The sequence below is a fragment of the Rathayibacter sp. AY1F8 genome, assembly GCF_002932165.1.
Classification (GTDB): Bacteria; Actinomycetota; Actinomycetes; order Actinomycetales; family Microbacteriaceae; genus Rathayibacter.
Genome location: NZ_PSVB01000010.1, coordinates 1 through 25457, shown reverse-complemented (window position 1 = coordinate 25457; position 25457 = coordinate 1). Strand labels below are relative to the sequence as shown.

Here is a 25457-nt window from a genome sequence, read left to right as displayed (position 1 = left end):
ACCGGGCGAGATGCGCGAGCACCGCCTCGAGCTCGAGGCGCCGGAGCAGTTCGGCGAGGGGATCGTCGCGGTCCGCAAGGGATCGGCCGTCGATCTCGACGTCCGGCTCGAGTCCGTGCACGAGGGGATCCTGGCCAGTGTCGAGGTGTCGGCGAGGGCCGACGGCGAGTGCAGCCGGTGCCTGACCGACATCTCCCTGCCTGTCGATGTCGAGTTCCAGGAACTTTTCGCGTACTCTTCTGACGAAGCTTTCGACTATGAGGTTCACGACGACCACGTGGATCTTGAACCTCTGGTCAGGGATGCGGTGGTTCTGTCGCTGCCGTTCCAGCCGGTCTGCCGGCCGGACTGTCCGGGCCTCGACCCCGTCACGGGGGAGCGGCTGGCCGATTCCTCCACGCCCGAACCCGAGGCGCCGCGCGACTCCCGGTGGGCCGCGCTCGCAGGGTTGAGCGAGGGGGACGGCGGGGCCGCAGCGCCCGGAGCTTCCACCGACAGAGCTTCCGCAGACAGCGGTGAGGGCGCGACCGCCCTCACTGAATCCGACTAGAGGTAGAGAAGAGAGAATCATGGCTGTTCCCAAGAGGAAGAAGTCCCGCGCGAACACCCACGCCCGTCGTTCGCAGTGGAAGGCCGAGGTCCCCACCCTCGTCAAGACCATCGAGAACGGCAAGGTCGTCTACAGCCTTCCCCACCGCGCCAAGGTCGTCGAGGACTCCGCGGGCACCGCGCTGTTCCTCGAGTACAAGGGCCGCAAGGTCGCCGACGTCTGATCCCGCTCCTGGTCCGCACGGCGCGGGGCGCACCGCCCCTCGACGAACGGACCGCGGTCCATGGTGAACCAGACCTCCGCACGACCCTCCAGCGACGACCGGTCGCGTCTGGAGGCCACGCTCGGCGTGAGCCTCGACGGTGAGCTCTTCGAGCTCGCCCTGACGCACCGGTCGTTCGCTTTCGAGCACGGCGGCATCCCGCACAACGAGCGCCTCGAGTTCCTCGGCGACTCGATCCTCGGGCAGGCCGTGACCGTCATGCTCTACACCGAGTACCCCGCCCTCAGCGAGGGCGACCTGGCCAAGCGCCGGGCGAGCCTCGTCTCGACCGTCGCGCTCGCCGAGATCGCCCGCGGCATCGGCCTGGGCGAGTTCCTCCGCCTCGGACGCGGCGAGGAGCTGACCGGCGGCCGCGACAAGGCGTCGATCCTCGCCGACACCGTCGAGGCCATCATCGGCGCCGTCTACCTGGGCACCGGGCCCGACGCGGCCCGCGACCTGGTGCTGCGCCTGATCGCCCCTCTGCGGGCCGATCCGCTCCGCTTCGGCGTCTCGATGGACCCGAAGACGAGCCTCCAGGAGGCGGCCGCCGAGCGCGGTGCGCCGGCCCCGCGCTACGAGATCGCCGCCACCGGCCCCGACCACAACAAGGTGTTCGTCGCCACTGTGATCGTCGGCGGACTCGTCACCGCCCGCGGCGAGGGGACGAGCAAGAAGTCGGCCGAGATGGCCGCCGCGCTCGACGCGTGGACGCGTCTGGCGGCCCCCGGCGCACCCGCCGCTCCCGCGGTCTCGGACTGACCGTGCCCGAGCTGCCCGAGGTCGAGGTGGTGCGGGCGGGCCTCGCTCCCGCGGTCACCGGCTCCCTGGTGACCGGCGTCGAGATCGTCGACGAGCGCTCGCTGAAGCGCCACGTGCATCCGCACGGGACCTTCGAGCGCCTGCTCGTCGGGCGCCGGCTCGAAGCGGCGGTGCGGCGCGGGAAGTTCCTCTGGCTGCCCGCGGGCCGCGACGAGGCGCTGCTGGTGCACCTCGGCATGAGCGGTCAGGTGCTGCTGCGCACGGCGGATGCGGCGCTGCCGCGGCTGGCGCGCATCCGGATCGGGATCGAGCACCCCGAGCACGGCGAGCTCGCCCTGCACTTCGTCGACCAGCGGATCTTCGGCTCGATGGCGGTCGACGCTCTGGTGCCGACCCCGGACGGAGCGCCGGGCGGCTACGCGGGCGAGGAGGCCCGCGGAGGCGGCTGGCTGCGCGCCGTGCCCTCGCAGGTCGCGCACATCGCCCGCGATCCGCTCGACCCCTCCTTCGACCTGGGCTCGGTCGTCGCATCGCTGGCGAGGAGGAGCAGCGGGATCAAGCGGGCGCTGCTCGACCAGACGCTCGTGAGCGGCATCGGGAACATCTACGCGGACGAGTCGCTGTGGGCGGCGGAGCTGCACCCGGAGCGGCCGAGCTCGTCGCTCGGCGAGGCGCGCATCCGCCGCCTCTTCGCCGAGGTGCGCTCGGTGCTCGAACGGGCGCTGGCTGAGGGCGGCACCAGCTTCGATGCGCAGTACGTGAACGTGAACGGCGCCTCCGGCTACTTCTCGCACAGCCTGCACGCCTACGGGCAGACGGGGAAGCCCTGCGCCCGGTGCGGCGCGGCGATCGTGCGGGTGCCGTTCATGAACCGCTCCTCGCACCTCTGCCCGCACTGCCAGCAGCTGCCGCGCTGACGCGCCGGGAGGCGCCGCCTCAGGCGGCGGCGTCGGCGGGCGCCGGAGCGTACCGGGAGTGGACGACGAGCTCGCCCAGCAGCGTCGCGACGAGCGTGATGACGGCGGCGATCGCGAGGCCGAGCCAGAGCCCGACCAGCAGGGCGAGCGCGCCGACTCCGGCACCCGCGGCGATCAGGACGATCGCCGCCGCGCGGCGGAACCACGGCTGACCGGAACCACCCGCCAGGCGGGAGTCCGCAGCGAGGCCCGTGATCGTCGAGGTGACGACGACCGTCGTGACGTCCTTGACGGCGAGGTGGCGGGCGGTCGCGGCCTGGAGGCCCATCGCCCCGCCCAGCACGCCGGTGACGGTGAAGGCGAGCGGCTCGGGGTGCTCGGGCACGACCGCGAGCACGATCGCCAGGACGCCGAGCAGGATGCCGACCACCGCGAAGAGCCAGGTCGAGCGCGAGGTCCAGCCCTTCTTCACCGGGCGGAGCACCCGGCCGCCGATCACGGCGCCGATCATGAAGGCGCCCAGCGCGATCAGGGGCCCGACCACGGGCAGGTCGGCCGCGCCGGAGAGGGCCATGCCGAGGATGACGACGTTGCCGGTCATGTTGCCGGCGAAGACGCGGTCGAGCCCGAGGTACCCGACGGCGTCGATGATGCCGGTCGAGAAGGTGAGGGCGAGCATCAGGCCGAGGGTCGCGCCCTCGGAGCGGGTGCGCAGGCGTCGGAGCACAGGAGTCCTGTCGTCGGGGGCGGGTCTGGAGAATCGTGGCACACGCGTGCACATGCTCGAAACACGGCGCGGTTAGGGTCGGACGGCGCGGACGGGCCGCGCGGGAGGCGGACGCGCATGCGGTGGACGGAGTGGGCGGTGCAGCCCGGTGAGGGAGTGCCGCCGGGGGTGGACTACCTGCCGGCCGAGCCGGGTTCGGTGCTGTGGGGGCGCCTGCCGTGCGCGGCGGACGCGTCCGTGCTCACCGTCGACTCGGGGGCCGAGGTCGTCATCGACACGCTCAGCCACGAGGGCGTGCTGGAGGATCAGGGCCGCGATCCGGTCGCCTTCTTCGGCCGCCACGGAGTCGCTCCGGAGGGGGTGCTGCGCGACGCGGTCGCGCTCGCCGCGGACGGGCCGTTCCGCGACGGCGAGACGGACGGGCCGCACGTGGTCACGGGGCCGATCGCCGTCCGGGGAGCGCTGCCGGGGGACCTGCTCCGGATGACCCTCCTCGAGGCCGAGCCGCGCGTGCCGTACGGAGTCGTCTCGAACCGGCACGGCCGCGGGGCGCTGCCGGGCGAGTACCCGCTGCAGGAGGGGCCGTTCAGCGTCTTCGCGCGCGTCGATGAGGACGCGCAGGGCGGTCTCCGCGGCGTGATCCCGCTGGTGCCGGGAGGGGAGCGGGCCGCCCGGTTCCCGCTCCGGCCGTTCCTCGGGATCATGGGCGTCGCCGTCGCAGGGGAGGAGCGCCCGCACTCCGTGCCGCCCGGTGCGCACGGGGGCAACATCGACATCGCACTGCTGACCGCCGGAACCAGCCTCTACCTTCCCGTGCAGGTCCCGGGCGCGCTCGCGTACGTCGGCGATCCCCACTTCGCGCAGGGCGACGGCGAGGTGGCGCTGACGGCGATGGAGGCGAGCCTGCGCGTCCGGGTGCGCCTGGAGGTCGTCCCGCGTGCCGAGGCGCTCGCGGCGTTCGGGGAGCTGCTCGGGCCGATGGGGGAGACCGGCGAGTTCCTCGTGCCCACCGGGATGGACGAGGACCTGGACGTCGCCGTGCAGAAGTGCGTCCGCGCGGCCATCGCGCTGCTGGCGGCCCGCTACGGGATGGACCCGGCTCACGCCTACGCCTACCTCAGCGCGGCGACCGACTTCGACATCTCGCAGGTGGTCGACCTGGTGAAGGGCGTGCACGCCCGCGTCCGGACGGCCGACTTCGATGACTGACCCGCGGGTGACGACGCTCGAGGGCGACCTGCCGGACGGGCTGGTGGACGCGGTCCTGGCGTACGAGGCGGCGCTCGGGGCTGACGACGTCGCGGCGCTCGCCGACGCGTTCGTGGACGCGCCGACGACGCTCCGGGGCGACGCCTCCGGACTGCTCGTCGGCCACGCGGTCATCACCGGCTTCCGGGGTCGTCGCGGCGGGGCGCCGGTGCGGGAGCTGGTCGAGCTGCACGTGCGGGCGGTCGATGCGGGCACGGCGCTCGTGGTCAGCGTGAACGCTCCGGCCCGTGGCGGGCGCGGGCTCGTCACGCAGCTGTGGTCGCGGGAGGGCGGGACCTGGCGGGTGCGCGCCGCGCAGGTGCAGGCGCCCTCGCCCGCGCTGGACCCCCGCGTCTGGCGGGCCGTCGGCGCGCCGCTCGTGCCGGCCGCCGGCTCCGGGACCCTCGACGGACTGGACGTCGCAGTCAAGGACCTCTTCGCGATCGAGGGCCAGCGGATCGGCGCGGGAGTGCCGGCCCGCCTCGCCTCCGCGCCGATCGAGGCGGCGACCGCTCCGGCCGTCGCGCAGCTGCTCGCAGCGGGAGCGTCGGTGCGCGGGATCGCTCAGACCGACGAGTTCGCGTACAGCATCGCCGGCCGGAACTCCGGCTACGGGACGCCGCCCAATCCAGCCGTGCCCGGAGCGATCCCGGGCGGATCGTCGAGCGGACCGGCGACCGCCGTGTCGCTCGGGCAGGCCGCCGTCGGGCTGGCGACCGACACCGCGGGATCGATCCGGGTACCCGCCTCCTACCAGGGCCTGTGGGGGCTGAGGACGACCCACGGTGCAGTGCCCGTCGAGGGGCTGCTGCCGCTGGCGCCGAGCTTCGACACCGTCGGGTGGCTGACGCGGGACCTCGGCACGCTGAGGCGGGTGGCCGAGGTCTGCCTGCCGTCCGGCCCGCCGGTGCGGAGTCTCGCGGTGGCGCCGGCACTGCTGGGCGGAGTGGACGCGGCCGTCCGGGCGGCGTTCGGATCGGCCGTCGGGAGGATGAGCACCGAGGAGGTCGAGCTGCCCCCCGTGGCGGAGATGCTCGAGGCGTTCCGGCTCGTGCAGGCGGCGGAGGCGTGGCGGTCGAGCGGCTCGTGGGTCGCGGCGCATCCGGGAGTGCTGGCGGCGGACGTGCAGGCGCGCTTCGACGCGGCCTCGCTCGTCGACGAGCAGACGGAGGCGGCCGCACGGGCGCGGGTCGCGGGGTTCCGGGAGGCGCTCGACCGTGCGCTCGAGGGGCGGGTGCTCCTCCTGCCGTCGACGTCGTCGGTGGCGCCGGCCCTCGATGCGTCGGCCGAGGCGATCGACGCGGCGCGGACGGCGACGCTCGGCCTGACCTGTGTCGCCGGGATCGGCGGGTATCCGGCGCTGTCGGTGCCGCGGTCGAGTGTCGGCGGCGCTCCGGTGGGGCTCTGCCTGGTGGGACCGCGGGGGTCGGATCTCGCACTGCTGGAGCTGGCCGGCATGCTCTGAGAGGGGCCACGCCCGGAGCTCGTTCTCTCCCTCGTCGCGAATCGGGGCGGACGCCGTGACCCGTTCTCCCGCTCGCCGCCTCTCCCTCTCCCTCTCCCTCTCCCTTTCTCTTTCTCTTTCTCTCTCGCTCCGTCGCTCCGTCCCTCCGTCGCTCCGTCCCTCCGTCGCTCCGTCCCTCCGTCCCTCCGTCCCTCCGTCGCTCCGTCCCTCGTCGTGGATCCGAGGCGGAAGCTGCGCCGTCGCGCCCGAGTCGCTGCGGTGATCGCTGTCCTCGGGTGCGATCTCAGCGGTGAGCACGGGCGCCGAGCCCGGAGGGTGGAACGGGCCCGGGTGCAGCGAGTGCGGGCTCGGTGGACCGGTTCGTCGGCGGGCGCGTCGGACGACCGGCTTCCACGGCTCGGCCCTCGGCTGAGACAGGCCGCCGGCTCGGACCCGCGCGGCGCGAGCACGCCTGCTGGAGCACGCCTGCTGGAGCACGCCTGCTGGAGCACGCCCGCTGGAGCACGCCCGCAGGAGCGCGGCTCCTTCCGCCGTCAGAACGGGGGCGGCGCATCGCTGAAGCTCGGCCTGCGCCGCGGCGGGGCTGGCGGCGCGGGCGGATCGGGTGGACGGGTGACCACGCGGCGGCCCGTGGGGGTGGTCCAGTCGGCCGATCCGTCGGGGTGGAGCGTGTAGGTCCAGCGGTCGCCGTGGCGGACGTGGTGGTGGGCGACGCAGAGCGACGCCAGGTTGTCGAGGGCGGTGGCGCCTCCGTGACGCCACTCGAGCGTGTGGTCGGCCTCGGCGGTCGCCGCGGACCGGGTGCAGCCGGGGAAGCGGCATGTCCGGTCGCGCAGCTGGAGGGCGAGGCGCATCCGCGGGGGAGGGAGGCGGTGCGTGCGTCCGACGGAGACCACGGCGCCCGTGCTCGGATGGGTGAGCGCCGGGGTGACGGCCGAGTCGGCTCCGAGGAGCTCGCGCGCGACGCCGGCCGGGATGAGGCCGTAGCCGTCCAGTTCCGCGGGGGTCTCGTCCTGCCCGGCCGCGGTGCTCGCGGCGAGGGTCAGACGCAGCTCGGCCCGGATGCCGCGAGCGGACGTGCGCGGACGCTCGTCGCCCGGCGCCGTGCCGGACACGTCGCCGTCGCAGAGCAGGTCGACCAGGGCGTCGGCCCGCAGCTGCGCGAGCGTGCGCTCCTCCGCTGCACCGCTCCCGTCGCGGAGGGCGCGGGCGATCCGGTCGAGCCGCGCGAGCGCACCGAACGCTGCCGGAGCGGGGAGGGTCGCGCAGAGCGTGGCCATGCCGTCCTGCTCGGGCGAGACCCGGACCGACCGGTCCTCCCGAGCGCGGGCGTGCCGGTCGGCCAGAGGACTCTCGTGGAGTTCGTCCCGCAGCCGGGCGAGGCGTCGCCGCAGCTGGGTCGGCGTCATCGAGGCGGCCAGTCCCGCGGCGCGCTCGTCGAACTCCGGGAGGGTGGCCGGCGGCAGGGTGGCCGCGACTCCGCAGATGATCTGCCCCGCCTTCCAGCGCAACCGCGCCTCGGCCAGCGCGGCGCGCGTGCAGGGCAGGTGGTCGACCAGCAGGCGGGCGTGCTCGAGCTCGCGCGCGGCCACACGCTCGGACACGGCGAGTGCGACGGCGAGCTCGGCCCGGACCGAGCGCTCCACGAGGTCGCGCGACTCGGCGGGAGACCCGCCGCGCGCGAACGCCTCCGGGCGACGCAGAGCAGCCGTGTACGCCTCGTGCAGCGCCTCGGCGGAGGCGAGGTGGAGCGGAGCCGCCGAGCGGGCGAGCAGCGCCGCGCGGTCGCCGAGGGCGCGGACCTCCTCGAGTCCCTGCCGCATCCCATCCGCCATACACGTATTGAACCAGCGACCACCGACACGCGGGCCGCAGGTGCGCCCGATCGGGAGGACCCGCTTCCGGAAGACGCCTGTGGAGGAGCTTCTGTCGAGAATCTCGACCCGCGCCACACCGCGAAACACCGGCGAAACGTCCGTCGCATAGGCTCTCCGGGTGAAACGACTGTTTCTCTCCCGCTCGTGAAGAGGTGGCCCATGACCGCGCCCGCACCGTTCCTCCCCGTCGATCCGCCGCCGCGCCTGCTGATGGGGCCGGGCCCGATCAACGCGGATCCGCGCGTCCTGCGTGCGATGTCGGCGCAGCTGGTCGGGCAGTACGACCCGTTCATGACGGCGACGATGACGGAGACGCAGGAGCTGTACCGGCAGGTGTTCCACACCCGCAACGAGAAGACGATGCTCGTCGACGGCACGAGCCGTGCGGGCATCGAGGCGGCGCTGGTCTCGATGCTGGAGCCGGGCGACCGCGTGCTCGTGCCGGTCTTCGGGCGGTTCGGGCACCTCCTCCGGGAGATCGCGGAGCGCTGCGGCGCGGAGGTGCACGTGATCGAGGCCGAGTGGGGGCAGGTCTTCCCCGTCTCGGCGATCGCCGAGGCTCTGGCCCGGGTGAAGCCGAAGATGCTGGCCGTGGTCCACGGCGACACGTCGACCACCATGGCGCAGCCGCTGGAGGAGCTCGGCGCCCTCTGCGAGAAGCACGGCGCCCTCTTCTACACCGACGTCACCGCCTCCCTCGCGGGCAACGCCTTCGCGACCGACGAGCTCGGGCTCGACGCGGTCACCGCGGGGCTCCAGAAGTGCCTGGGCGGCCCGTCCGGATCGGCTCCCGTCACCTTCTCGGAGAAGGCCGTCGCGGTGATCGAGTCGCGCAGGAGCATCGAGGCGGGGATCCGCGACGAGGGCGACACTGTCAGCGCCCGCCGCGTCCGCTCCAACTACTTCGATCTCGGCATGGTCTTCGACTACTGGGGGCCGCGCCGCCTCAACCATCACACCGAGGCGACCACGATGCTCTACGGCGCGCGCGAGTGCGCCCGCATCGTCGTCGAGGAGGGCCTGGACGAGACGGTCGCCCGCCACGCGCTGCACGGGTCGGCGATGCTCGCCGGAGTCCGCGGCCTCGATCTCGAGGTGTTCGGCGACGTCGGGCACAAGATGACGAACGTCGTCGCGGTGCGCATCCCGCAGGGCGTGAACGGTGACGCGGTGCGCGGGGAGATGCTCGCCGACTTCGGCATCGAGATCGGCACGTCCTTCGGGCCGCTGCACGGGAAGGTCTGGCGCATCGGCACGATGGGCTACAACGCCCGGACGGACGCGGTGCTGACCACCCTGGCGGCGCTGGAGGCGGTGCTGCGCCGCGCGGGCGCCTCCGTGCCGGTGGGCGGCGGAGTCGCGGGGGCCTACGAGGTCTACGGGGCGGCACGCGCATGACCGGCACGACCGCGGACCCCACGACCGCGCCCCCCGCCGCCACCGCCGCGACCGCCCCCGACGCCGCCGCGATCATGGCCCGCTGCGACGAGCTCGCCGCGGTCTCCTCCAGCCGCGACGGCATCGAGCGGGTCTACCTCTCGCCCGAGCACGCCCGGGTGAACGCGATGGCCGCGCGCTGGATGACCGAGGCGGGCATGCGCACCTGGCAGGACGCGGCCGGCAACCAGTGCGGCCGCTACGAGGGCGCGACTCCGGGACTCCCGGCGCTCCTGCTCGGCTCGCACCTCGACTCGGTGCCCGACGCGGGCCGCTACGACGGGATCCTCGGCGTGATGCTCGCGATCGCCGTGGTGTCGCGCCTGCAGGGGGCGGGCCGGCGCCTGCCGTTCGCCGTCGAGGTCGTCGCGTTCGGCGACGAGGAGGGCACCCGCTTCGGCACAGCGCTCCTCGGCTCCCGCGCCCTCGCCGGCACCTGGGACGAGCACTGGTGGGATCTCGAGGACGCCGACGGGACGACGCTCGTCGAGGCGTTCCACGAGTTCGGGCTGGACCCCTCGCGCATCCGCACCGCCGCGCGCGACGCGCAGGACGTTCTCGCCTACCTCGAGGCGCACATCGAGCAGGGCCCCTACCTGGAGGAGGCTGACCGCGCCCTCGCCGTGGTCTCCTCGATAGCGGGCGCCCGCCGCTTCGCACTCACCCTCACCGGCAAGGCCGGGCACGCGGGCGGAGTTCCGCTCGACCGCCGCCGCGACGCGCTCACCGGGGCGGCCGAGGCCGTGCTCGCGGTGGAGCGCATCGCGCGGGAGCAGGACGTGATCGCCACGGTCGGCCGGCTCGAGACCTTCCCGGGCGCGGTCAACGTCATCCCCGGCCGGGTCGAGTTCAGCCTCGACCTCCGCGCCGAGACCGACGCCCAGCGCGACACGGCGTGGGACGCCATCGAGCACGCGATGTCGGAGTCGGCGTCGCGCCGCCGTCTCGCGCTGACGGTGGAGGAGACCCATTCGGCCCCCGCGGTCGTCGCCTCCTCTCGGCTGCAGGACGTCGTGCGCGCGGGCATCCGCGCGACCGGGGACGCGGAGCCGATGGTGCTGTTCTCCAAGGCCGGCCACGACGCGATGGCGGTCGCCGACCTCGCCGAGTACGCGATGCTCTTCCTCCGCTGCGAGGGCGGCGTCAGCCACCACCCGGACGAGAACGTGACCGAGGCCGACGTCGCGACCGCGCTCGACGCGTTCGAGGCGGCCGTGCTGGCGCTCGCCGACGGGACGCCGACCGCGTGACCCCCGCCCCGGCCCCCTCGACGAGCATCGGTCACCGCATCGATGCCGGCTACGCCGCGCTGTCGCGGCAGGAGCAGCGGGCGGCCGACTTCATCCTCGACCACCTCGGCGACCTGGCCGTCTACACGGCGACCGAGCTCGCCCAGCACAGCGGAGTGTCCAAGGCCACGGTCTCTCGGCTGTTCCGCCGCCTGGGGTTCTCGAACTCGCAGGAGGTGCGCGAGCACGCCCGGGCGCTGCGGTCCTCCGGTGTGCCGGTCGGTCCCGCGCAGGGACAGGGGGATCCGCTCGCCGCGCACCTCGAGAGCGAGCGGGCGAACCTGGCCCGGCTGGCCGCCGCGTTCGGCGACGGGCGGCTGGAGGAGGCGGTGCGGCTGATCGCGGGAGCACGCGAGGTCGTCGTGATCGGACTGCGCAACAGCTACCCGGTGGCGCTGCACCTGCGCCAGCAGCTCGCGCAGGCGCGCGGACGCGTCCGGATCGCCCCGCAGCCCGGCCAGTCGCTCGGTGAGGAGCTCGAGGGGCTCGGAGCCGAGGACGTCGTGGTGCTGGTCGGCTTCCGCCGCCGCCCCGCCTCTTTCGCGGCCCTGATCGGGACGCTCGCCGCGCGCGAGGTGCCCGTGGTGCTCCTCGCGGATCCGCCCGCCCGGCGCTACGCGGAGCACGCGGCGGTCTGGCTGGAGTGCCCGGTCGACAGCGGCACGGCGCTGGACAGCTACGCGGCGGCGATGAGCGCGGTCGCGCTCGTGGCCTCCGGAGTGCTCGGGGCGTCGCCGAGGGAGTCGCGCGAGCGGATCGCCGGGATCAGCACGGCCTACGCGGAGCTCGCCGAGCTGGAGGACCGGCCGTGAGCGAGGCGGCGGAGCTGATCCGTGCGCACGCCAAGGACCCCGTCGGGCAGGCCGACCCGACTCCGGCCCTCGGCCGGGCCGAGCTGATCACCCCCACCTGCGGCGACCGGATCGAGCTGCGCGTCGACGGCGGCGCGGAGCAGGTGCGCCTCGCCTGGAGCGGGCGGGGGTGCGAGGTCTCGCGGGGATCCGCGTCGCTGCTCGTGGACGGTCTCGACGGGCTGCCGGCGTCGGACATGCGGGAGCGGATCGACGCGTTCCTCGCGGCGATGGCGCACCGGGAGGGTGCACTCGCCGGCGAGGAGCAGGCGCTGCTCGCGGTGGCGGGCAACCCCGTCCGCTCCGTCTGCGCGACGCTGGCCTGGCGGGCGCTGGCCGCCGCCCTCGACGACGCGGGCCTGGCGTGAACCGCTCAGTCCGGCCCGTCGCGGTCGGCTCCCGACCACAGATCGCCGCACTCCACCCCCCGCGCGCCCCTCGCGCGGAGCAGGTCGCGCGCGCCGGAGTCGCCGTGCACGCCCTCGAGGAGCTCCGGCCAGTGGTCCCGTCCCAGCAGCACCGGATGACCGGGCCGACCGCGGAAGACCGCGCGGGCGAGCACGTCCGGCGCGACCGGCGCCTCCGCGAGCAGCCGGGCCCCCACGCTCGGCGGCTCCTCGGGCAGGTCGACCAGGGCGACCAGCGCGGCGACGCCCTCGGCCGCGGCGAGACCCGCGCGGAGCGACGCCGAGAGGCCGCTCTCCCACTCCGCCGCGACGACCACGTCCGCGGACGGCGGCACCAGGAGGCGCGCCCGTCCGCCCTCCGCGCCCAGGACCACGAGCACCCGCCCGCAGCCCACCGCGCGGAGCCTCTCGGCGGCCCGCTCCACCCAGGGAACTCCCGCCGCGTCGCGCCGCAGCGCCTTCGGGCCGCCCGCCCGGCGCCCCGCACCCGCCGCGAGCACCAGCCCGACGAGGTCCCGACTCCCGACCAGATCCATCCGACCATCGTGCCGCAGGCCGAGCCCCTGCTCCGCCGGACGAAGGAGACCGCATGACCGACACCCGATCCGAGACCGCCCGCGACGTGCTGCTCGCGTGCCTCGCCGTCCCCCGCTGGGCCGACGAGGTCGCCTCCGGCGCGCCCTACCCGTCGGCCGACGCGCTCGCCGACGCGGCCGAGCGGGCCGCGCGCACGCTCACCGAGGAGGAGGTGGAGGCGGCGCTGGCCGACCACCCCCGGATCGGCGAGCGGCACGCGGGCGCGGGGCGCTCCTCCGCGTTCTCGGCCGCGGAGCAGGCGGCGAGCCGCACGGGCGACGAGGAGCTGACCCGGCGGCTGCTGGCCGGCAACCGCGCCTACGAGGAGCGGTTCGGGCGCGTGTTCCTCCTCCGCGCGGCCGGCCGCGACCGGGCCGAGGTCGTCGCGGAGCTGGAGCGGAGACTCGGGCTCGACGACGAGACGGAGGCCCGCATCGTCGCGGAGCAGCTGCGGGAGATCACGGTGCTGCGGGTCCGCGGCCTCGACGACGGGCGCCTCGTCCGGGCGGAGGCCGCACGATGAGCGGGCACGCCAGCCGCGTCACCACCCACGTGCTCGACGCCGTCCGCGGCCGCCCCGCGCGCGGGGTCCCGGTGGCTCTCGACGCCCGTGCCGGCTCCGGCTGGGAGCGCCTCGCCGAGGCCCGCACCGACGACGACGGCCGCGTGGCGGCCTTCGGGCCGGAGCGCCTGGCCGCCGGGGTGCACCGGGTCGTCTTCGACACCGGCGTCTGGTTCGCCGCCTCGGGCACCGAGTCGTTCTACCCCGAGGTCGTCGTCGCCTTCCGCCTCGACGACGAGGAGGCGCACTTCCACATCCCGCTCCTGCTCAGCCCCTTCGCCTACTCGACCTACCGGGGCAGCTGATGCAGCTGCAGGACGTCCTCGACGCGCCGCAGCTGCGGCTGCGCGTGCTGGTCGCCGGCGACGGAGCGCTCGCGCGGCCGGTCGACGGCATCTTCACGACCGATCTCCTCGACCCGCGCCGCTACATCTCGCGCGACCAGCTGGTGCTGACCGGTCTGGTCTGGCGTCGGGACGCCCAGGACAGCGCGGCCTTCGTCGCCGCGGTCGCGGACTCGGGTGCCAGCGCTCTGCTCGCCGGCGAGGGGCTGCTGGGCTTCGTGCCGGACGACCTCGTCGTCGCCTGCCGCGAGCACGACGTCCCGCTGATCGCCGTGCCGGCCGATGTGTCGTTCGGCGCGATCACGGCGCACCTGTCGAACGCCCTCGCCGGCGACCGCGTGGCCCGGCTGACGGCCGCCCTCGCCCGCCAGCGGGAACTGCTGACGGAGGTCTACCGGGGGCAGCAGCTCGACGAGCTCGTCACGCGCACCTCGCGCGAGCTCGGACTCCCCGTGTCGGTGCTGACCGCGACCGGCCGGACCGCGGCCTCCGCCTCGCCCCTGGGGCTGGGGGAGATCGAGCGGGTCGTGCACGCGGCGCTCACGGCCCGGCGCAGCCCGGTCGTGGTCGCGGACGCCCGCGGCGTCGCCCTGTCGGTCCTCACCGTCGCAGGCGCGGGCGAGCACCGCGCCACCTCCTGGCTGGTCGTCGTCGGGGGCGACTGGAACGACTGGCCCGCCGCAGTACTCGACGCCGTGACGGAGCTCGCCGGAGTCGTGGGGGTCTACCGGCTGCAGCGGGAGGCGGCGCTCTCGGCCGACTCCGCTCTCGCCGACCGCCTGCTCGAGCTCGTGGAGGAGGACAGCGAGCAGCCCGAGGCCGCGGTGTACCTGCGGCAGCTCGGACTCGGCGGCGCCGGGCGGTGCGCCGTGGTCGCCGCCGAGTTCGAGGGCGACGCGCCCCCGGACCTGGCGCGCCGTGTCCTGGTCGACGCCGCCGCGCACCTGGGCCGCGCCGTGGTCGGACGCGACGCCCAGGGCTGCGCGGTGGCGGTGCTGCCCACCGAGGCGACCGATGCGATCCCCACCGGCGCGGATCCGCTCGCCGTCGTCACCTCGGCGCTGCGACGAGCGGGAGCCGCGTGGCCGGGCGCCGTGCTGCGCGTCGGGACGAGCGCCGCGACTCCGCTGCCCGCGCTCGGCGGCGCCCTCCGCTCGGCACGCTACGGGATGCTGCTGCCGGGCTCTCCGGGCGACGACGCTCCGGTGCGGGTCAGCGACTCCGGGGAGGTCACCTCCGCCGTGCAGCTGCTGAGCGCGGTCCCCGACCACCTGCGCTCGGTGTTCGTCGAGCTGGTGCTCGGGCGGCTCGTCGAGCACGACGCGCGCTACGGCTCGCAGCTGGTCGCCACGCTCGCGGCGTTCCTCGACTGCGGCGGCTCGTGGGTGCGCACGGCGGAGCAGACGCACCTGCACCTGAACACGGTGCGGTACCGCATCGCGAGGGTGGAGGAGCTGACGCAGCGCGACCTGTCGGACACCGCGGACCGCGCCGACCTGTTCCTGGCGCTGCGCCTGCGCTGACGGCCGGGTGCGCGCGGTCCGCACCGCGCCGCCCGGGCCGGCCCCGTCACTCCGGAGGCGCGATCCGCCTGCCCCGGACGTGCACCGCGGCGATCGCCGGCTCGCGCAGGGTCATCAGCAGGGCGAAGAGCAGCTGGGCCGTCGCCTCCTCCTCGTCGTCCGCGCGGATCCCGTGGGCGAGGACGTCGGCGAGCGGCTCCCACCGGTCGGGCTCGATGCGGAGGAAGTCCGCGTCCTTCCCGGGGTCGAGGCTGCCGAACCGCTCCTCCTGGTCGAGCGCCCGCGCGCCGGCGAGCGTCGCCGTGAACAGGAGCTCGGCCGGATGCAGGGCGACGGCCGCGTCGCCGGGCTCCGAGAGGTGCACCTTGAAGGCGTCGTTCGCCACTCGCGCCAGCAGCCACTCGTCGCCCGCGCCCACGTCCGAACCGAGGGCGACGGTGACCCCCGAGGCGACGGTCCGGCGCCAGGGCATGGTGCCGGAGCCGAGGAACTGCTGCGAGGTCGGGCAGTGGGCGATCGAGGTGCCGGTCTCCTCCATCCGGTGCAGCTCCGCGTCCTGGCAGTGCACGGCGTGAGCGAGGATCGTGCGCGGCCCGAGGAGGGAGGAGCCGCCGCGCGCGGAGCCGGGCAGGAAGAGCCCGTCGTAGGTGTCGAGGTAGCTGCGGGTGCCGTACGCGCCGAGCACGGCGGCGATCTCGCCGTCGCCGGGCCGGTCGTTCTCGTTGAGGTGGCTGTGCACGTAGACGCCGCGTCCGCGGACGTCGTCGTAGAGGTCGCCGAGCGCTCCGAGGGTCCGGGGAGTGACGGACAGCGAGAACCGCGGGACGAGCGCGACCTGCAGGAGCGGGTCCCTCCCGTGCCAGCGGTCGATCTCCTCCGACGCGAGCGTCAGCGCCTCCTCCTCGGAGGTGATCAGGGGAGCCGCCGAGGCCGGGCCCGTGGTCTGGATGCCGCGCCCCGACACGATCCGCAGCCCCGCCTCGCGGCTGCGCTCGAAGAGGGCGTCCTGCGCGGCCGGGAACGCGGAGCCGAAGACCATCGCGGCGGTCGTGCCCGCGGCCACCCGTCGCCGGGTGAAGGCTCGCGCGACGACGTCGGCGAACTCCGGGTCGGCGAGCCGCGCCTCCGAGGGGAACACCGTCCGGTCGAGCCACTCGAGCAGCTGGCCGCCGCCGAAGCCGTCGGTCGAGAACGTCTGGGGGAAGTGCACGTGCGCGTCGACGAAGCCGGGCAGCAGGACCGACGCGGCGTCGCCGGAGACCGGCAGGAGCGCGAAGCGGTCCGGCAGCTCGCGGTACGGACCGACCCAGGCGATCGTGCCGTCCTCGTCCACGGCGAGAGCGCCGTCCGGGATCGACACCAGCGACTCCCGCGCGGTCGCGAGCGTCGCACCCCCGGCGACGTGCAGCACGTGCCCCCGGTGGACGCCCCCGGCGCCGGTCACACCAGGCCCGTGTAGGCGGTCCAGGCGGATCCCGCGGGCGGCGCGTCGTCGCGGGTGACGCTCGCCTGGATCAGCCCGTAGGGGCGGTCGGCGGCGTGGAAGACCTCGTTGTCGTTCTCGACGCCGAAGGGCGAGAGGTCGTAGACGAAGTGGTGCTTGTTCGGCGCGGAGAGACGGATCTCGACGATCTGCGGGTACTCCTCCAGGACCGCCTTCCCCATCTCGAAGAGCGTCTGCTGGAGGGCGAGGGAGTGCACGGTCGCGAAGCGGCTCGTCATGAGCGCCTTGACGCCCGCGTAGACCGCCTCCCAGTCCATCGCCGCGATCTCGTCCTCGCTCAGGGCGAAGCGCCACTTCGCGACCAGCGAGGTCGCCATCACCCGGTCGTTCGTCGGCTGGAGGACCGTGTACGGGTCGGTGAGGAAGCCGTGGAACTCGCTCCCCGTGGACTTCAGGATCGTGAGGTCCTTGAAGCCGCCGGTGATCCAGATCCGCCGCTCCTCGCCCGAGCCCTCGACCGTGACCGACGCGATCCGCGTCTCCTGGCCCTTCCGGACCCAGGTGTGGTCGTGCTCGCGCCCGTCCACCAGCACGCGCTCCCAGGCGAACTCCTCGATCTCGATGCGGGCGCCGTGGACGGGCTCGTAGCCGTCGACGAAGTGGCGGGCCAGCTCGAGGCCGTAGGGCTCGATCGAGCGCAGGCCCTTCTCCTTGGCGAAGGCGTACGCCGTCTGCTTCTGCGTGTCCGTGGGCAAAACGGCCGACTGGTCGCCCTCTCGGTGCGCGGCCTCGAAGTCGCCGCGGAGGGCCGTGGAGACGTTGACGTCGTGGATCTCGTGCCGCGGGGTCTCGCGGTAGATCCGCACGACGCGGTTCTCGGCCTTCCCGTACTGGTGGTCCCCGAGGATGATCGACATGTCCGCTCCTGTCCGTTCCGTGCGGCCGGGCCTGGTCACGCGGTGGTGCCCGTCCTGCTCGCGGCTCCTGCGAGCCCGTCTGCCAGCCTCGCGCCTGCCGGGGGCTCCGCGCACCGGCGGAGCATCCCGAGGAGCCGCCGCCGGGACTCCGAGTCTTGTGCGATCCGCCCGCTCCGCGGCTCCGACCCGCCTCCGTTCACACACTCGAAACCTGCCGATGACACGGCGGCGCTCGGCGTGAGCGGGGGAGCTCCCCGAGGTGTCGTCAGGGAGGCGGGGCATCGGCGGGTCGAGGTCAGGGGCGGCTGAGGAGGCGCCCGGCGGGCGGGACCGTCGCGGCGGTGACGCGTCGGCCGCCGACCCAGGTGGCGGCGACGGCGCCGCGGAGGACGCGGCCCTCGTAGGCCGAGACGGGGTTCCGGTGCGAGAGGGCGTCGACGTCCACGCGCCACTGCGCCTCCGGGTCGAACGCGACCAGGTCGGCGTCGGATCCCGCGTGCAGCAGGCCCTTCTGGCCGAGCCCGGCGAACGCGGCGGTCGCCGTGGACATCCAGGCGACGACCTGCTCGAGCGGGATGCCCCGCTCGCGGGCCCCGGTCCAGACCGCGCGGAAGCTCAGCTCGAGTCCCGAGATCCCGCCCCAGGCGACGCCGAAGTCGCCGCCCGCGGGGAGCTTCAGCTCGGCGGTGGCGGGGGAGTGGTCCGAGGCGATGATGTCGATCGTCCCGTCGAGCAGCCCCTTCCAGAGCAGCTCGCGGTTGCGCTCGTCGCGGATCGGCGGGCAGCACTTGAACTGCGTGCCGCCGTCGGGGATCGAGCCGGCGTCGAAGGTGAGGTAGTGCGGGCAGGTCTCGGCGGAGATCGGCAGCCCCTCGGCCTTGGCCTCGCGCAGGAGCGGCAGCGCGTCGGCGGAGGAGAGGTGCAGGATGTGCGCGCGGCAGCCGGTCTCGCGGACGGCCTCGATCACGTGCAGGATCGCGCTGCGCTCGGAGGCGGGCGGGCGGGAGTCGACGAACGCGCCGTAGGAGGCGCCGGGCTCCAGCGCGCTCGCCTCCAGCTCGGCCGGGTCCTCGGCGTGCACGATCAGCAGTCCGTCGAAGGCGGCGATCTCGCGCATCGCCTCGACGAGCTGCTCCCGGCTCAGGTGCGGGAACTCGTTTACTCCGCTCGGCGAGAGGAAGCACTTGAAGCCGAAGACGCCCGCGTCGTGGAGCTCGCGCAGCGTGCCGAGGTTCGAGGGGATCGCCCCGCCCCAGAAGCCGACGTCCACCTGCGCCTGCGGCCCGGCGGCCGCGCGCTTGGCCTCGAGCCCCGCCACCGTGGTGGTCGGCGGGATCGAGTTCAGCGGCATGTCGATGATCGTGGTGACGCCCCCGGCGGCGGCCGCGCGGGTGGCGGAGGCGAAGCCCTCCCACTCCGTGCGGCCCGGCTCGTTGACGTGCACGTGGGTGTCGACGATCCCCGGGATCAGGACCTGGCCCTCGGGGAGGACGATCTCCTCCGTGGTCCGCCAGGGGGCGTCCCGCTCGCCGACCGCGACGATCAGGCCCTCGGCGATCGCGATGCTGGCCGGACGCCGGCCGTTCTCGGTCAGCACGTCGGAGGCGCGGATCACGAGGTCGAGGAAGGGAGCGTCGTCAGGCATGGATCGACCCTATACTCGGCATGTTTCCTGCGTGTGAGCGCCCGTCGGCGGCTCCGCCCGGCCTCCCCGCAGCCCCGGCGCCGTCGCCTCCCGTCCGAGAAGAGGAGGCCGTCGTGCTCGACATCGCCGACCCCCTGCTCGAGCGCGTCGAGGCGGGCGGGAGCTTCGCGGTCGTCACGGTCACCCACGTCTTCGGTTCGGCTCCCCGCGCTCTCGGCTCCTCGATGGCGGTGGACGCGGAGGGGCGCGCGATCGGCTCGATCTCCGGCGGCTGCGTCGAGGCGCAGGCGTACGCGCTGGCCCAGGAGGTGCTCGGCACCTCGGGCAGCGCGTCCGAGCATTTCGGCTTCGACGACGAGGCGGCCTTCGCCGCGGGCCTGTCCTGCGGGGGGCAGCTGCGCGTGTTCGGCCAGGTCGTCGACTCCGGCTCCACCGCGGTCCTCGCCGAGCTGCGCGCCGCCCGCGCCGGCCGCTCGGCCGCGCTGGCGATCGTCGTCGGTGGCCCGGAGGAGCTGATCGGCCTCGTCCTCACCGGAGCGACGCGCCTCCAGGACGTCGTCGGCCCGCACCTGGACGAGGACACCGCCCGCCGCATCCTCGCCGAGCGCGAGGCGCGCCTGGCCTCCGGCCGCTCGGCCACGGTCGAGACCGCCTGCCGGAGCGCCGAGCTCGAGATCGCCTACATCGTGCACGCCGAGCGGCCGCGCCTGCTGATCTACGGCGCCGTCGACTTCTCCGCCGCGCTCTGCTCCGCCGGATCCCTGCTCGGCTACCGCGTGACCGTCTGCGACGCGCGTCCGGTGTTCGCGACCGCCGAGCGCTTCCCCGGCGCCGACGAGGTCGTGGTCGAGTGGCCGTCCGACCACCTCGCCCGCGCCGAGGTCGACTCGCGCACCGTGATCGCGGTGCTCACGCACGACGAGAAGTTCGACATCCCGCTGCTCGAGACCGCGCTCGCGCTCCCGGTCGCCTACGTCGGCGCGATGGGATCGCGGCGCACCCACGAGCGGCGGCTGCGGCTGCTGCGCGAGGCGGGAGTGACGGAGGAGGCGCTCGCCCGCCTGCACTCGCCGATCGGCCTGGACATCGGCGCGTCGACGCCGGAGGAGACGGCCGTGTCGATCCTCGCGGAGGTCCTCGCCGCGCGCACGGGGACGTCCGGGGAGCCGCTCGCGGGGCGCTCGGGCCCGATCCACGCGGCGCGCTGAGCCGCACGTCCTCCCCTGACGGCGCGCCGTCGTAATCGCGCCGGCCTGCTCGCACTCCGGCGGGAAACGGCCGCGAAACACCGCGCTGCCATGCTCGGGGCATGCAGCGCCACGTCCTCACCGGAGCCCACGTCGCCACCGTCGACGCGCACGGGACCGAGCACCCCGTCGGCCACGTCGTCGTCGACGACTCCCGCATCGTCGCCGTCGGAGCCGGCGACCCTCCGGCGTGGGCCCTCGACGGACGGTCCCCGACGGGCCTGCCGGCGCAGGAGGCGATCGCGCTCACGCGGGTCGATGGCCGAGGCCACCTGCTCACACCCGGGCTCGTCAACACGCACCACCACCTCTACCAGTGGCTCACCCGCGGCTGGGCGCAGGACTCGATCCTCTTCGACTGGCTGGTCGCGCTCTACCCCGCCTGGTCCCGCATCGACGCCGACCTGACCCGCTCCGCCGCCCTCGGCGCGATGGGCGTCCTCGCCCGGTCCGGCTGCAGCACCGTCGCCGACCACCACTACGTCTTCCCGCGGGGCTCCGGCGACATCGTCGGCGGTATCGTCGACGCGGCCGGCACCCTCGGCCTCCGGCTGCACGCGACCCGCGGGTCGATGGACCTCGGCGAGTCCCGGGGCGGCCTCCCGCCGGACTTCGCCGTCGAGACCACGGCGGCCGCGCTCCGGGCCAGTGGAGAGGCGGTCCAGCGGTACCACGACGCCTCCGCCGACGCGATGGTGCGGGTCGCGATCGCCCCGTGCTCGCCCTTCTCGGTGACCACCGACCTGCTGCGCGAGTCGGCCGTCCTCGCCCGTCAGCTCGGGGTCCGGCTGCACACCCACGGCTCCGAGACCGTGGAGGAGGACGCCTACACGCGGGAGGCGTTCGGCCTCTCGCCCACCGACCACCTGGAGTCGCTCGGCTGGCTCGGCGACGACGTCTGGATGGCGCACTGCGTCCACCTCGACGCCGACGCGATCGCGAAGTTCGCGGCCACGGGCACCGGAGTCGCGCACTGCCCGTCCTCGAACGGCCGGCTCGCGGCGGGCATCGCGCCGATCCCGCAGCTGCTGGCTGCGGGAGCCCCGGTCGGCCTCGGCGTGGACGGCGCGGCGTCGAACGAGTCCGGTCAGCTCGGCTCCGAGATCCGCGCCGCGGTGCTGATGAACCGCCTGCGCGCCGGCGCCCACCGGATGAGCGCCCGGCAGGCGCTCTCGGTCGCCACCATCGGCGGGGCCCGGGTGCTCGGCCGGCAGGACGAGATCGGCTCGATCGAGGTCGGCAAGCTCGCCGACCTCGCGCTCTGGCGGATCGACGGGATCGAGCACGCGGGCATCGCGGACCCGGTCGCGGCCCTCGCGCTCGGAGCGCAGCCCCCGCTGAGCCTGCTCCTGGTGCAGGGTCGCCCGACGGTGCGGGAGGGACGGCTGGTGAACGCGGACGAGGACGCGATCGCCCGCGAGGTCGCCCGGGCGAGCACGGAGCTGGCGTCGCGCGTCTGAGCTGCGGCAGCCGATCGGCGCTCAGCCCGTCGTCGTTCAACCGGGCGGCGCCTCCGCCTCGACGGACGCGACCGGGGCGGCGTCCGGGTGCAGGAGCCGCCAGATCCGGTCGCGGGAGAGCGGCAGCTCGGTCGGCCGCACGCCGATCGCGTCGCGGACGGCGTTGGCGAGTGCGGGGGCGACCGGGTTGTAGGGCGCCTCGCTCATCGACTTCGCGCCGAACGGCCCGAGCTCGTCGGCGGTGTCCGCGAAGAGCACCTCGGTCTCGGGCACGTCCGCCATCTGCGGGATGTGGTAGTTCCGGAGGATCGCCGTGGTCACGGTGCCCTCGCCGTCGAGGATCACCTCCTCGTACAGCGCCGAGCCGATCGCCTGCGCCACTCCGCCCTCGACCTGCCCGCGGCACTGCGCCGGGTTGATCACGAAGCCGGCGTCGGCCGCCTGGACCGACTGCAGGATCCGCACCTCGCCCGTCGGCTCGTGCACCGCGACGCGGAAGCCCTGGACGTTGAACGCGAGCGAGCGCTGAGCGCCGTCCTCGCTCCCGGTCGCGGTGACCGGTCCGCCGGCCGCACGGACCAGATCGGCGAACGCGACCCGGGTGCCTTCCGGAGCGAGCAGGCCCTCGTCGTCGGGCTCGAAGGTCTCGTCGTGCCCGGTCAGCCGCTTGGCGAGCGCCTGCAGCTCGGCGAGGAGGCGCGTCGCGGCCGAGTGGACGGCCTTGCCCGCGACGACCGTGCCGGCGCTGCCGAACGCTCCGGTGTCGTAGCGGGCCGCGTCCGTGTCGGACTGGCGGATCCGCACCCGGTCGGCCGAGGCACGGAAGGCGCTCGCGACCAGCTGCGTGTGCACGGTGGTCGTCCCGTTGCCGAACTCGGCCGTGCCGACGCCGATGGTCAGCACGCCCTCGGCGTCGACGGTGACGGTCGCCTCCGAGAAGTGGCCCCGCGGTGGGATGGTGGCGATCATCGCCAGTGCCGTGCCCTGCCCTGTCCGCCACCCCGGTCCGTCGGGGGCGGGGGAGCCGCCGCCGCCGGCCAGTGCCGCCTCGGTGAGGTCGAGGCACTGGTCGAGCCCGTAGGAGGCGAAGCCGATGTCGTCGCCCTCGACGTGCGTGACCACCAGCGGCTCGCCCGGGCGCACCGCGTTGATCCGCCGCAGCTCGAACGGGTCGATCCCGAGCTCGCGGGCGAGATCGTCCATCGCCGACTCGATGCCGAAGATCACCTGCCCGAGGCCGTAGCCGCGGAACGCCCCCGAGGGGAGGTTGTTCGTGTAGACGGCCTGCGCGTCGACGCGCTTGCTGGGCGCGCTGTAGACGGCGACCGACTCCGAGGTGCCGTGGAACATCACGCCGGGTCCGTGGTTGCCGTAGGCGCCGGTGTCCGAGAGCACGTCCACGGCGAGGGCGGTCAGCCGTCCGTCGCGCCGGGCGCCGAGCGTGACGCCGACCCGCATCGGGTGTCGGCAGGGGGCCATCGTGAACTCGTCGCTCCGGGTGAACTCGAACTGCACGGGCCGGCCGGTGGCGAGCACGGCGAGGGCGACGACGTCCTCCGTCAGGATCTCCTGCTTGCCGCCGAAGCCGCCGCCCACCCGTGCCGTGAAGATGCGGACGGTCGACGGATCGCGGTCGAACAGGCGCGCGATCTCGTCGCGCACGAGGAAGGGCACCTGCGTCGAGGTCCGCAGCACCAGCTCTCCGCCCTCGAGCCAGCCGATGGTGCCGTGGGTCTCGAGCGCCGTGTGCGCGACCCGGGAGGTCGAGTACCGGCCCTCGACGACCACGTCGGCCTCCGCGAGTCCGGCGGCCACGTCCCCGTACTCTCCGTGGAGCTCCGCGACGACGTTCGCCTCCGGCCGGGCGATGCGCGAGGCGATCGGATCCTTGTCGGCGTGCAGGAGCGGCGCGCCGGCCGAGCGCGCCTCCTCCGGGTCGAAGACGGCGGGCAGCACCTCGTAGTCGACCTCGACGGCGCGGCAGGCCGCCTCCGCCTCGGCCACCGACTCCGCGACCACCACGGCCACGCGCTGCCCGCGGAACCGGACGACCGTGTCGAGCATGCGGGTGTCGTCCGGGTCGTCGAGCCGGGACTCGTGGCGGGCGGTGGAGTAGAGGACGTCCGGGACGTCCTCGGCGGTGAGGACCGCGACGACGCCCCGCATCGCGCGGGCGGCGGTCGTGTCGATCGAGCGGATGCGCGCGTGGGCGTGCGGGCTCTGGACGACCTTCAGGTGCAGCAGGCCGGGGACGGCGACGTCGAGGGTGAACGGCTCGCGGCCCTGGACGATCCGCCGGCCGGCGGGCGCGCCGAGCGAGCGGCCGACCCGGGACTCCTCGGCCGACGGGCGACCGGTGCGGCGGACGGGGGTGAGACCCGACGGCGGGGCCGCGTGCCGTCCGCGGACCAGGGCCTCCGTGCGATCCGCTCCGGACGGCTCGGCCGCGTGCGCGCCGTGCCCGGACGCGCAGGCGCCCGTCACGGCCTCGCGGATGGGACGGTAGCCCGTGCACCGGCAGAGGTTGCCCTTCATCAGCCGCGGCACGTCCTCGGCGCGGACTCCGTCGAGCGCCGTGGCCGTGACCACCATGCCGGCCGTGCAGAAGCCGCACTGGAACGCGCCGGCCTCGACGAACGCCTCCTGCACCGCGCTCGGCTCCTCGGGCGTGCCGAGGCCGGCCGCGGTCGTCACCTCGCGCCCCTCGACGCGGTGGGCGGGGTAGAGGCAGGAGTGGAACGGCGTCCCGTCGACGAGGACGGAGCAGGCGCCGCAGTCACCGGCGTCGCACCCCTTCTTCACCTCGAAGTGCTCGTGGTCGCGGAGGAGGGTGCGCAGCACCTGGCCGGGGCGGGGGGAGGCGTCGACCGGCTCCCCGTTGACGGTGAACCTCATCGGGCGCCTCCGGTCAGCTCGGTGCGGATCTCCTCGGCGAGCACGCGGACGACGGCGTGGCGCCAGTCGGCGGCTCCGTGCGGGTCGGTGAACCAGGTCGCGACGCCGTCGACGGCCGCGGCGAGCTCGGCCGAGGAGGGAACGGCGGCGAAGCGGAGCCGCTCCGGCCGGACGGTCGCCGCGGTGATCGTGAGCACGAGCGCGCCGTCGGTGTCGAGGCGGCCGATGACGACGGCGCCGGAGCGTCCGAGAGGGGAGAGCGCCGTCTTGCGGAACGCGGTGCGCGCCCGGAGGGAGGAGAGCGGGATCTCGATCGAGCGGATGACGTCGTCCTGGGCCAGGGAAGTGGTCATGTTGCCGGTCACGAGCTCGGCGACCGGCACGGCGACGTCCGAGCCGTCGGCCCGCCAGACGAGGGCGGTGGCGTCGAGCGCGGCGGCGAGGCTGATCATCGGTCCTGCGGGCAGGGCGTTGGCGATGTTGCCGCCGACAGTGGCGACGTTCCAGATCTTGAAGGAGCCGAGCAGTGCCGTGCAGCACTGGAAGAAGAGCGGATGGGCGGTGTCGCCCGCGTCGGGCATCGCGGCGAGCTCGCTGAGCGTGCAGGTCGCCGCGATCGAGAGCCCGGCGTCCGTGCGCACGATCGGCTCCCACGCGAATCCCTGCAGGTCGAGGAGCTCGTCGAGGTGGTCGTGGGGGAGGGAGAACACCCAGGAGCCGCCTCCGATGACCGCTGAGCGCGGCCCGCGGCCCGCCAGCTCGGAGCGCTCGCGCACCACCCGGACGCGCTGGATCGTGTTCAGGTCCATGCAGCGCCTCCGTCCCGCGCCCGTCGGGCGTCTCCCCCCAGTGAACCCCACCCGTGTGACGCCCGTGTTTCCCCACCCCGTCCTCCCCCGGCTCCGCTCACCGTCCCCCCGGCGGATCCGCCCCCCGCTGCGCCACACCCCGGGCCCCGACCCTGCGGCTCATAGACATCTCCGCGCCGACGAGCACATGGTCAAGCTCGTGCACATCCTCACCCTCGACAAAGTAACCACGCGCAACAGCCG

At 74.6% G+C, this 25457-nt stretch carries 23 protein-coding genes; 15 read left to right on the top strand and 8 right to left on the bottom strand.

Annotated elements, in window-relative coordinates:
- The first annotated feature begins 10 nt into the window (after positions 1–10).
- Genes C5C35_RS09195 through mutM form a run of 4 tightly spaced genes read left to right on the top strand, consistent with a single transcriptional unit; the run spans position 11 to position 2491 of the window.
- Positions 11–550, top strand: a complete 540-nt coding sequence (locus C5C35_RS09195) for a DUF177 domain-containing protein (RefSeq protein ID WP_104263018.1) — start codon at positions 11–13, stop codon at positions 548–550.
- Between the two features lie 19 nt (positions 551–569).
- Positions 570–773, top strand: coding sequence for a 50S ribosomal protein L32 (gene rpmF / locus C5C35_RS09190; RefSeq protein WP_104223482.1), 204 nt, complete (start codon positions 570–572; stop codon positions 771–773).
- Positions 774–833: 60 nt separating this feature from the next.
- Positions 834–1574, top strand: a complete 741-nt coding sequence (gene rnc / locus C5C35_RS09185) for a ribonuclease III (RefSeq protein WP_104263001.1) — start codon at positions 834–836, stop codon at positions 1572–1574.
- Positions 1575–1576: 2 nt separating this feature from the next.
- On the top strand, positions 1577–2491 hold the full coding sequence (mutM, locus tag C5C35_RS09180) for a bifunctional DNA-formamidopyrimidine glycosylase/DNA-(apurinic or apyrimidinic site) lyase (RefSeq protein ID WP_104255744.1): 915 nt from the start codon (positions 1577–1579) through the stop codon (positions 2489–2491).
- 19 nt (positions 2492–2510) lie between these two features.
- Here mutM and C5C35_RS09175 read toward each other — a convergent pair whose 3' ends face one another.
- Positions 2511–3218 carry a YoaK family protein gene (locus tag C5C35_RS09175; protein ID WP_308470800.1) on the bottom strand — a complete coding sequence of 236 codons (708 nt, stop codon included), beginning with the start codon at positions 3216–3218 and terminating at the stop codon, positions 2511–2513.
- Between the two features lie 117 nt (positions 3219–3335).
- On the opposite strand from C5C35_RS09175, the gene C5C35_RS09170 reads away from it, so the two are divergent.
- A complete protein-coding gene (locus tag C5C35_RS09170; RefSeq protein WP_104263000.1) occupies positions 3336–4427 on the top strand; it encodes an acetamidase/formamidase family protein in 1092 nt (363 codons plus the stop codon).
- A complete protein-coding gene (locus C5C35_RS09165) occupies positions 4420–5931 on the top strand; it encodes an AtzH-like domain-containing protein (protein ID WP_104262999.1) in 1512 nt (503 codons plus the stop codon). Before C5C35_RS09170 ends, C5C35_RS09165 begins: the two co-directional genes overlap by 8 nt.
- Before the next feature lie 533 nt (positions 5932–6464).
- Here C5C35_RS09165 and C5C35_RS09155 read toward each other — a convergent pair.
- Positions 6465–7766 carry an HNH endonuclease signature motif containing protein gene (locus C5C35_RS09155; protein ID WP_104262997.1) on the bottom strand — a complete coding sequence of 434 codons (1302 nt, stop codon included), beginning with the start codon at positions 7764–7766 and terminating at the stop codon, positions 6465–6467.
- Positions 7767–7967: 201 nt separating this feature from the next.
- On the opposite strand from C5C35_RS09155, the gene C5C35_RS09150 reads away from it, so the two are divergent.
- The 4 genes from C5C35_RS09150 to C5C35_RS09135 are packed head-to-tail and all read left to right on the top strand — an operon-like array spanning position 7968 to position 11753.
- On the top strand, positions 7968–9206 hold the full coding sequence (locus tag C5C35_RS09150; RefSeq protein WP_258066345.1) for an alanine--glyoxylate aminotransferase family protein: 1239 nt from the start codon (positions 7968–7970) through the stop codon (positions 9204–9206).
- Positions 9203–10495 carry an allantoate amidohydrolase gene (locus tag C5C35_RS09145; protein ID WP_104262996.1) on the top strand — a complete coding sequence of 431 codons (1293 nt, stop codon included), beginning with the start codon at positions 9203–9205 and terminating at the stop codon, positions 10493–10495. Before C5C35_RS09150 ends, C5C35_RS09145 begins: the two co-directional genes overlap by 4 nt.
- Positions 10492–11346, top strand: coding sequence for a MurR/RpiR family transcriptional regulator (locus tag C5C35_RS09140; RefSeq protein WP_219812189.1), 855 nt, complete (start codon positions 10492–10494; stop codon positions 11344–11346). Before C5C35_RS09145 ends, C5C35_RS09140 begins: the two co-directional genes overlap by 4 nt.
- A complete protein-coding gene (locus tag C5C35_RS09135) occupies positions 11343–11753 on the top strand; it encodes an iron-sulfur cluster assembly scaffold protein (RefSeq protein ID WP_104260556.1) in 411 nt (136 codons plus the stop codon). Before C5C35_RS09140 ends, C5C35_RS09135 begins: the two co-directional genes overlap by 4 nt.
- 5 nt (positions 11754–11758) lie before the next feature.
- Here the strand turns inward: C5C35_RS09135 and C5C35_RS09130 are convergent, their stop codons facing one another.
- Positions 11759–12328, bottom strand: coding sequence for an NTP transferase domain-containing protein (locus C5C35_RS09130; RefSeq protein WP_104226649.1), 570 nt, complete (start codon positions 12326–12328; stop codon positions 11759–11761).
- A 53-nt stretch (positions 12329–12381) separates the two neighbouring features.
- Here C5C35_RS09130 and uraD point away from each other — a divergent pair, with 53 nt between their 5' ends.
- Genes uraD through C5C35_RS09115 form a run of 3 tightly spaced genes read left to right on the top strand, consistent with a single transcriptional unit; the run spans position 12382 to position 14797 of the window.
- The gene (gene uraD / locus C5C35_RS09125; protein WP_104234584.1) at positions 12382–12891 is read left to right on the top strand and encodes a 2-oxo-4-hydroxy-4-carboxy-5-ureidoimidazoline decarboxylase; all 510 of its coding nucleotides are present in this window, start codon (positions 12382–12384) and stop codon (positions 12889–12891) included.
- On the top strand, positions 12888–13235 hold the full coding sequence (gene uraH / locus C5C35_RS09120) for a hydroxyisourate hydrolase (protein WP_104262995.1): 348 nt from the start codon (positions 12888–12890) through the stop codon (positions 13233–13235). Before uraD ends, uraH begins: the two co-directional genes overlap by 4 nt.
- Positions 13235–14797 (top strand): PucR family transcriptional regulator, encoded by a 1563-nt coding sequence (locus C5C35_RS09115; RefSeq protein ID WP_104262994.1) that lies wholly within the window; start codon positions 13235–13237, stop codon positions 14795–14797. The genes uraH and C5C35_RS09115 overlap by 1 nt, the downstream gene beginning before the upstream one ends.
- A 46-nt stretch (positions 14798–14843) precedes the next feature.
- Here C5C35_RS09115 and C5C35_RS09110 read toward each other — a convergent pair whose 3' ends face one another.
- From C5C35_RS09110 to allB, 3 genes are all read right to left on the bottom strand, one after another.
- On the bottom strand, positions 14844–16241 hold the full coding sequence (locus C5C35_RS09110; protein ID WP_104262993.1) for an amidohydrolase family protein: 1398 nt from the start codon (positions 16239–16241) through the stop codon (positions 14844–14846).
- The gene (gene pucL, locus C5C35_RS09105; RefSeq protein ID WP_104226645.1) at positions 16238–17158 is read right to left on the bottom strand and encodes a factor-independent urate hydroxylase; all 921 of its coding nucleotides are present in this window, start codon (positions 17156–17158) and stop codon (positions 16238–16240) included. The genes C5C35_RS09110 and pucL overlap by 4 nt, the downstream gene beginning before the upstream one ends.
- A 295-nt stretch (positions 17159–17453) precedes the next feature.
- Positions 17454–18803 carry an allantoinase AllB gene (allB, locus tag C5C35_RS09100; protein ID WP_104226644.1) on the bottom strand — a complete coding sequence of 450 codons (1350 nt, stop codon included), beginning with the start codon at positions 18801–18803 and terminating at the stop codon, positions 17454–17456.
- A gap of 113 nt (positions 18804–18916) precedes the next feature.
- On the opposite strand from allB, the gene C5C35_RS09095 reads away from it, so the two are divergent.
- The gene (locus tag C5C35_RS09095) at positions 18917–20011 is read left to right on the top strand and encodes an XdhC family protein (protein WP_219812293.1); all 1095 of its coding nucleotides are present in this window, start codon (positions 18917–18919) and stop codon (positions 20009–20011) included.
- Positions 20012–20112: 101 nt separating this feature from the next.
- The gene (locus C5C35_RS09090; protein ID WP_104226642.1) at positions 20113–21510 is read left to right on the top strand and encodes an 8-oxoguanine deaminase; all 1398 of its coding nucleotides are present in this window, start codon (positions 20113–20115) and stop codon (positions 21508–21510) included.
- Positions 21511–21546: 36 nt separating this feature from the next.
- Here the strand turns inward: C5C35_RS09090 and C5C35_RS09085 are convergent, their stop codons facing one another.
- The gene (locus C5C35_RS09085; RefSeq protein WP_104262992.1) at positions 21547–24405 is read right to left on the bottom strand and encodes a molybdopterin cofactor-binding domain-containing protein; all 2859 of its coding nucleotides are present in this window, start codon (positions 24403–24405) and stop codon (positions 21547–21549) included.
- Positions 24402–25214, bottom strand: coding sequence for an FAD binding domain-containing protein (locus C5C35_RS09080; protein ID WP_104226640.1), 813 nt, complete (start codon positions 25212–25214; stop codon positions 24402–24404). Before C5C35_RS09080 ends, C5C35_RS09085 begins: the two co-directional genes overlap by 4 nt.
- Positions 25215–25457: the final 243 nt, after the last annotated feature.

What these genes read in the sequence shown, in the direction of transcription:
- C5C35_RS09195 (WP_104263018.1), top strand. Translation starts at nt 11, where the DNA reads ATGCGCGAGCACCGCCTCGAGCTCGAGGCGCCGGAGCAGTTCGGCGAG.
- C5C35_RS09150 (WP_258066345.1), top strand. Translation starts at nt 7,968, where the DNA reads ATGACCGCGCCCGCACCGTTCCTCCCCGTCGATCCGCCGCCGCGCCTG.
- C5C35_RS09170 (WP_104263000.1), top strand. Translation starts at nt 3,336, where the DNA reads ATGCGGTGGACGGAGTGGGCGGTGCAGCCCGGTGAGGGAGTGCCGCCG.
- C5C35_RS09155 (WP_104262997.1), bottom strand. Translation starts at nt 7,766, where the DNA reads ATGGCGGATGGGATGCGGCAGGGACTCGAGGAGGTCCGCGCCCTCGGC.
- rnc (WP_104263001.1), top strand. Translation starts at nt 834, where the DNA reads ATGGTGAACCAGACCTCCGCACGACCCTCCAGCGACGACCGGTCGCGT.
- C5C35_RS09165 (WP_104262999.1), top strand. Translation starts at nt 4,420, where the DNA reads ATGACTGACCCGCGGGTGACGACGCTCGAGGGCGACCTGCCGGACGGG.
- uraH (WP_104262995.1), top strand. Translation starts at nt 12,888, where the DNA reads ATGAGCGGGCACGCCAGCCGCGTCACCACCCACGTGCTCGACGCCGTC.
- allB (WP_104226644.1), bottom strand. Translation starts at nt 18,803, where the DNA reads ATGCCTGACGACGCTCCCTTCCTCGACCTCGTGATCCGCGCCTCCGAC.
- rpmF (WP_104223482.1), top strand. Translation starts at nt 570, where the DNA reads ATGGCTGTTCCCAAGAGGAAGAAGTCCCGCGCGAACACCCACGCCCGT.
- C5C35_RS09145 (WP_104262996.1), top strand. Translation starts at nt 9,203, where the DNA reads ATGACCGGCACGACCGCGGACCCCACGACCGCGCCCCCCGCCGCCACC.
- C5C35_RS09080 (WP_104226640.1), bottom strand. Translation starts at nt 25,214, where the DNA reads ATGGACCTGAACACGATCCAGCGCGTCCGGGTGGTGCGCGAGCGCTCC.
- uraD (WP_104234584.1), top strand. Translation starts at nt 12,382, where the DNA reads ATGACCGACACCCGATCCGAGACCGCCCGCGACGTGCTGCTCGCGTGC.
- C5C35_RS09130 (WP_104226649.1), bottom strand. Translation starts at nt 12,328, where the DNA reads ATGGATCTGGTCGGGAGTCGGGACCTCGTCGGGCTGGTGCTCGCGGCG.
- C5C35_RS09090 (WP_104226642.1), top strand. Translation starts at nt 20,113, where the DNA reads ATGCAGCGCCACGTCCTCACCGGAGCCCACGTCGCCACCGTCGACGCG.
- C5C35_RS09115 (WP_104262994.1), top strand. Translation starts at nt 13,235, where the DNA reads ATGCAGCTGCAGGACGTCCTCGACGCGCCGCAGCTGCGGCTGCGCGTG.
- C5C35_RS09085 (WP_104262992.1), bottom strand. Translation starts at nt 24,405, where the DNA reads ATGAGGTTCACCGTCAACGGGGAGCCGGTCGACGCCTCCCCCCGCCCC.
- pucL (WP_104226645.1), bottom strand. Translation starts at nt 17,158, where the DNA reads ATGTCGATCATCCTCGGGGACCACCAGTACGGGAAGGCCGAGAACCGC.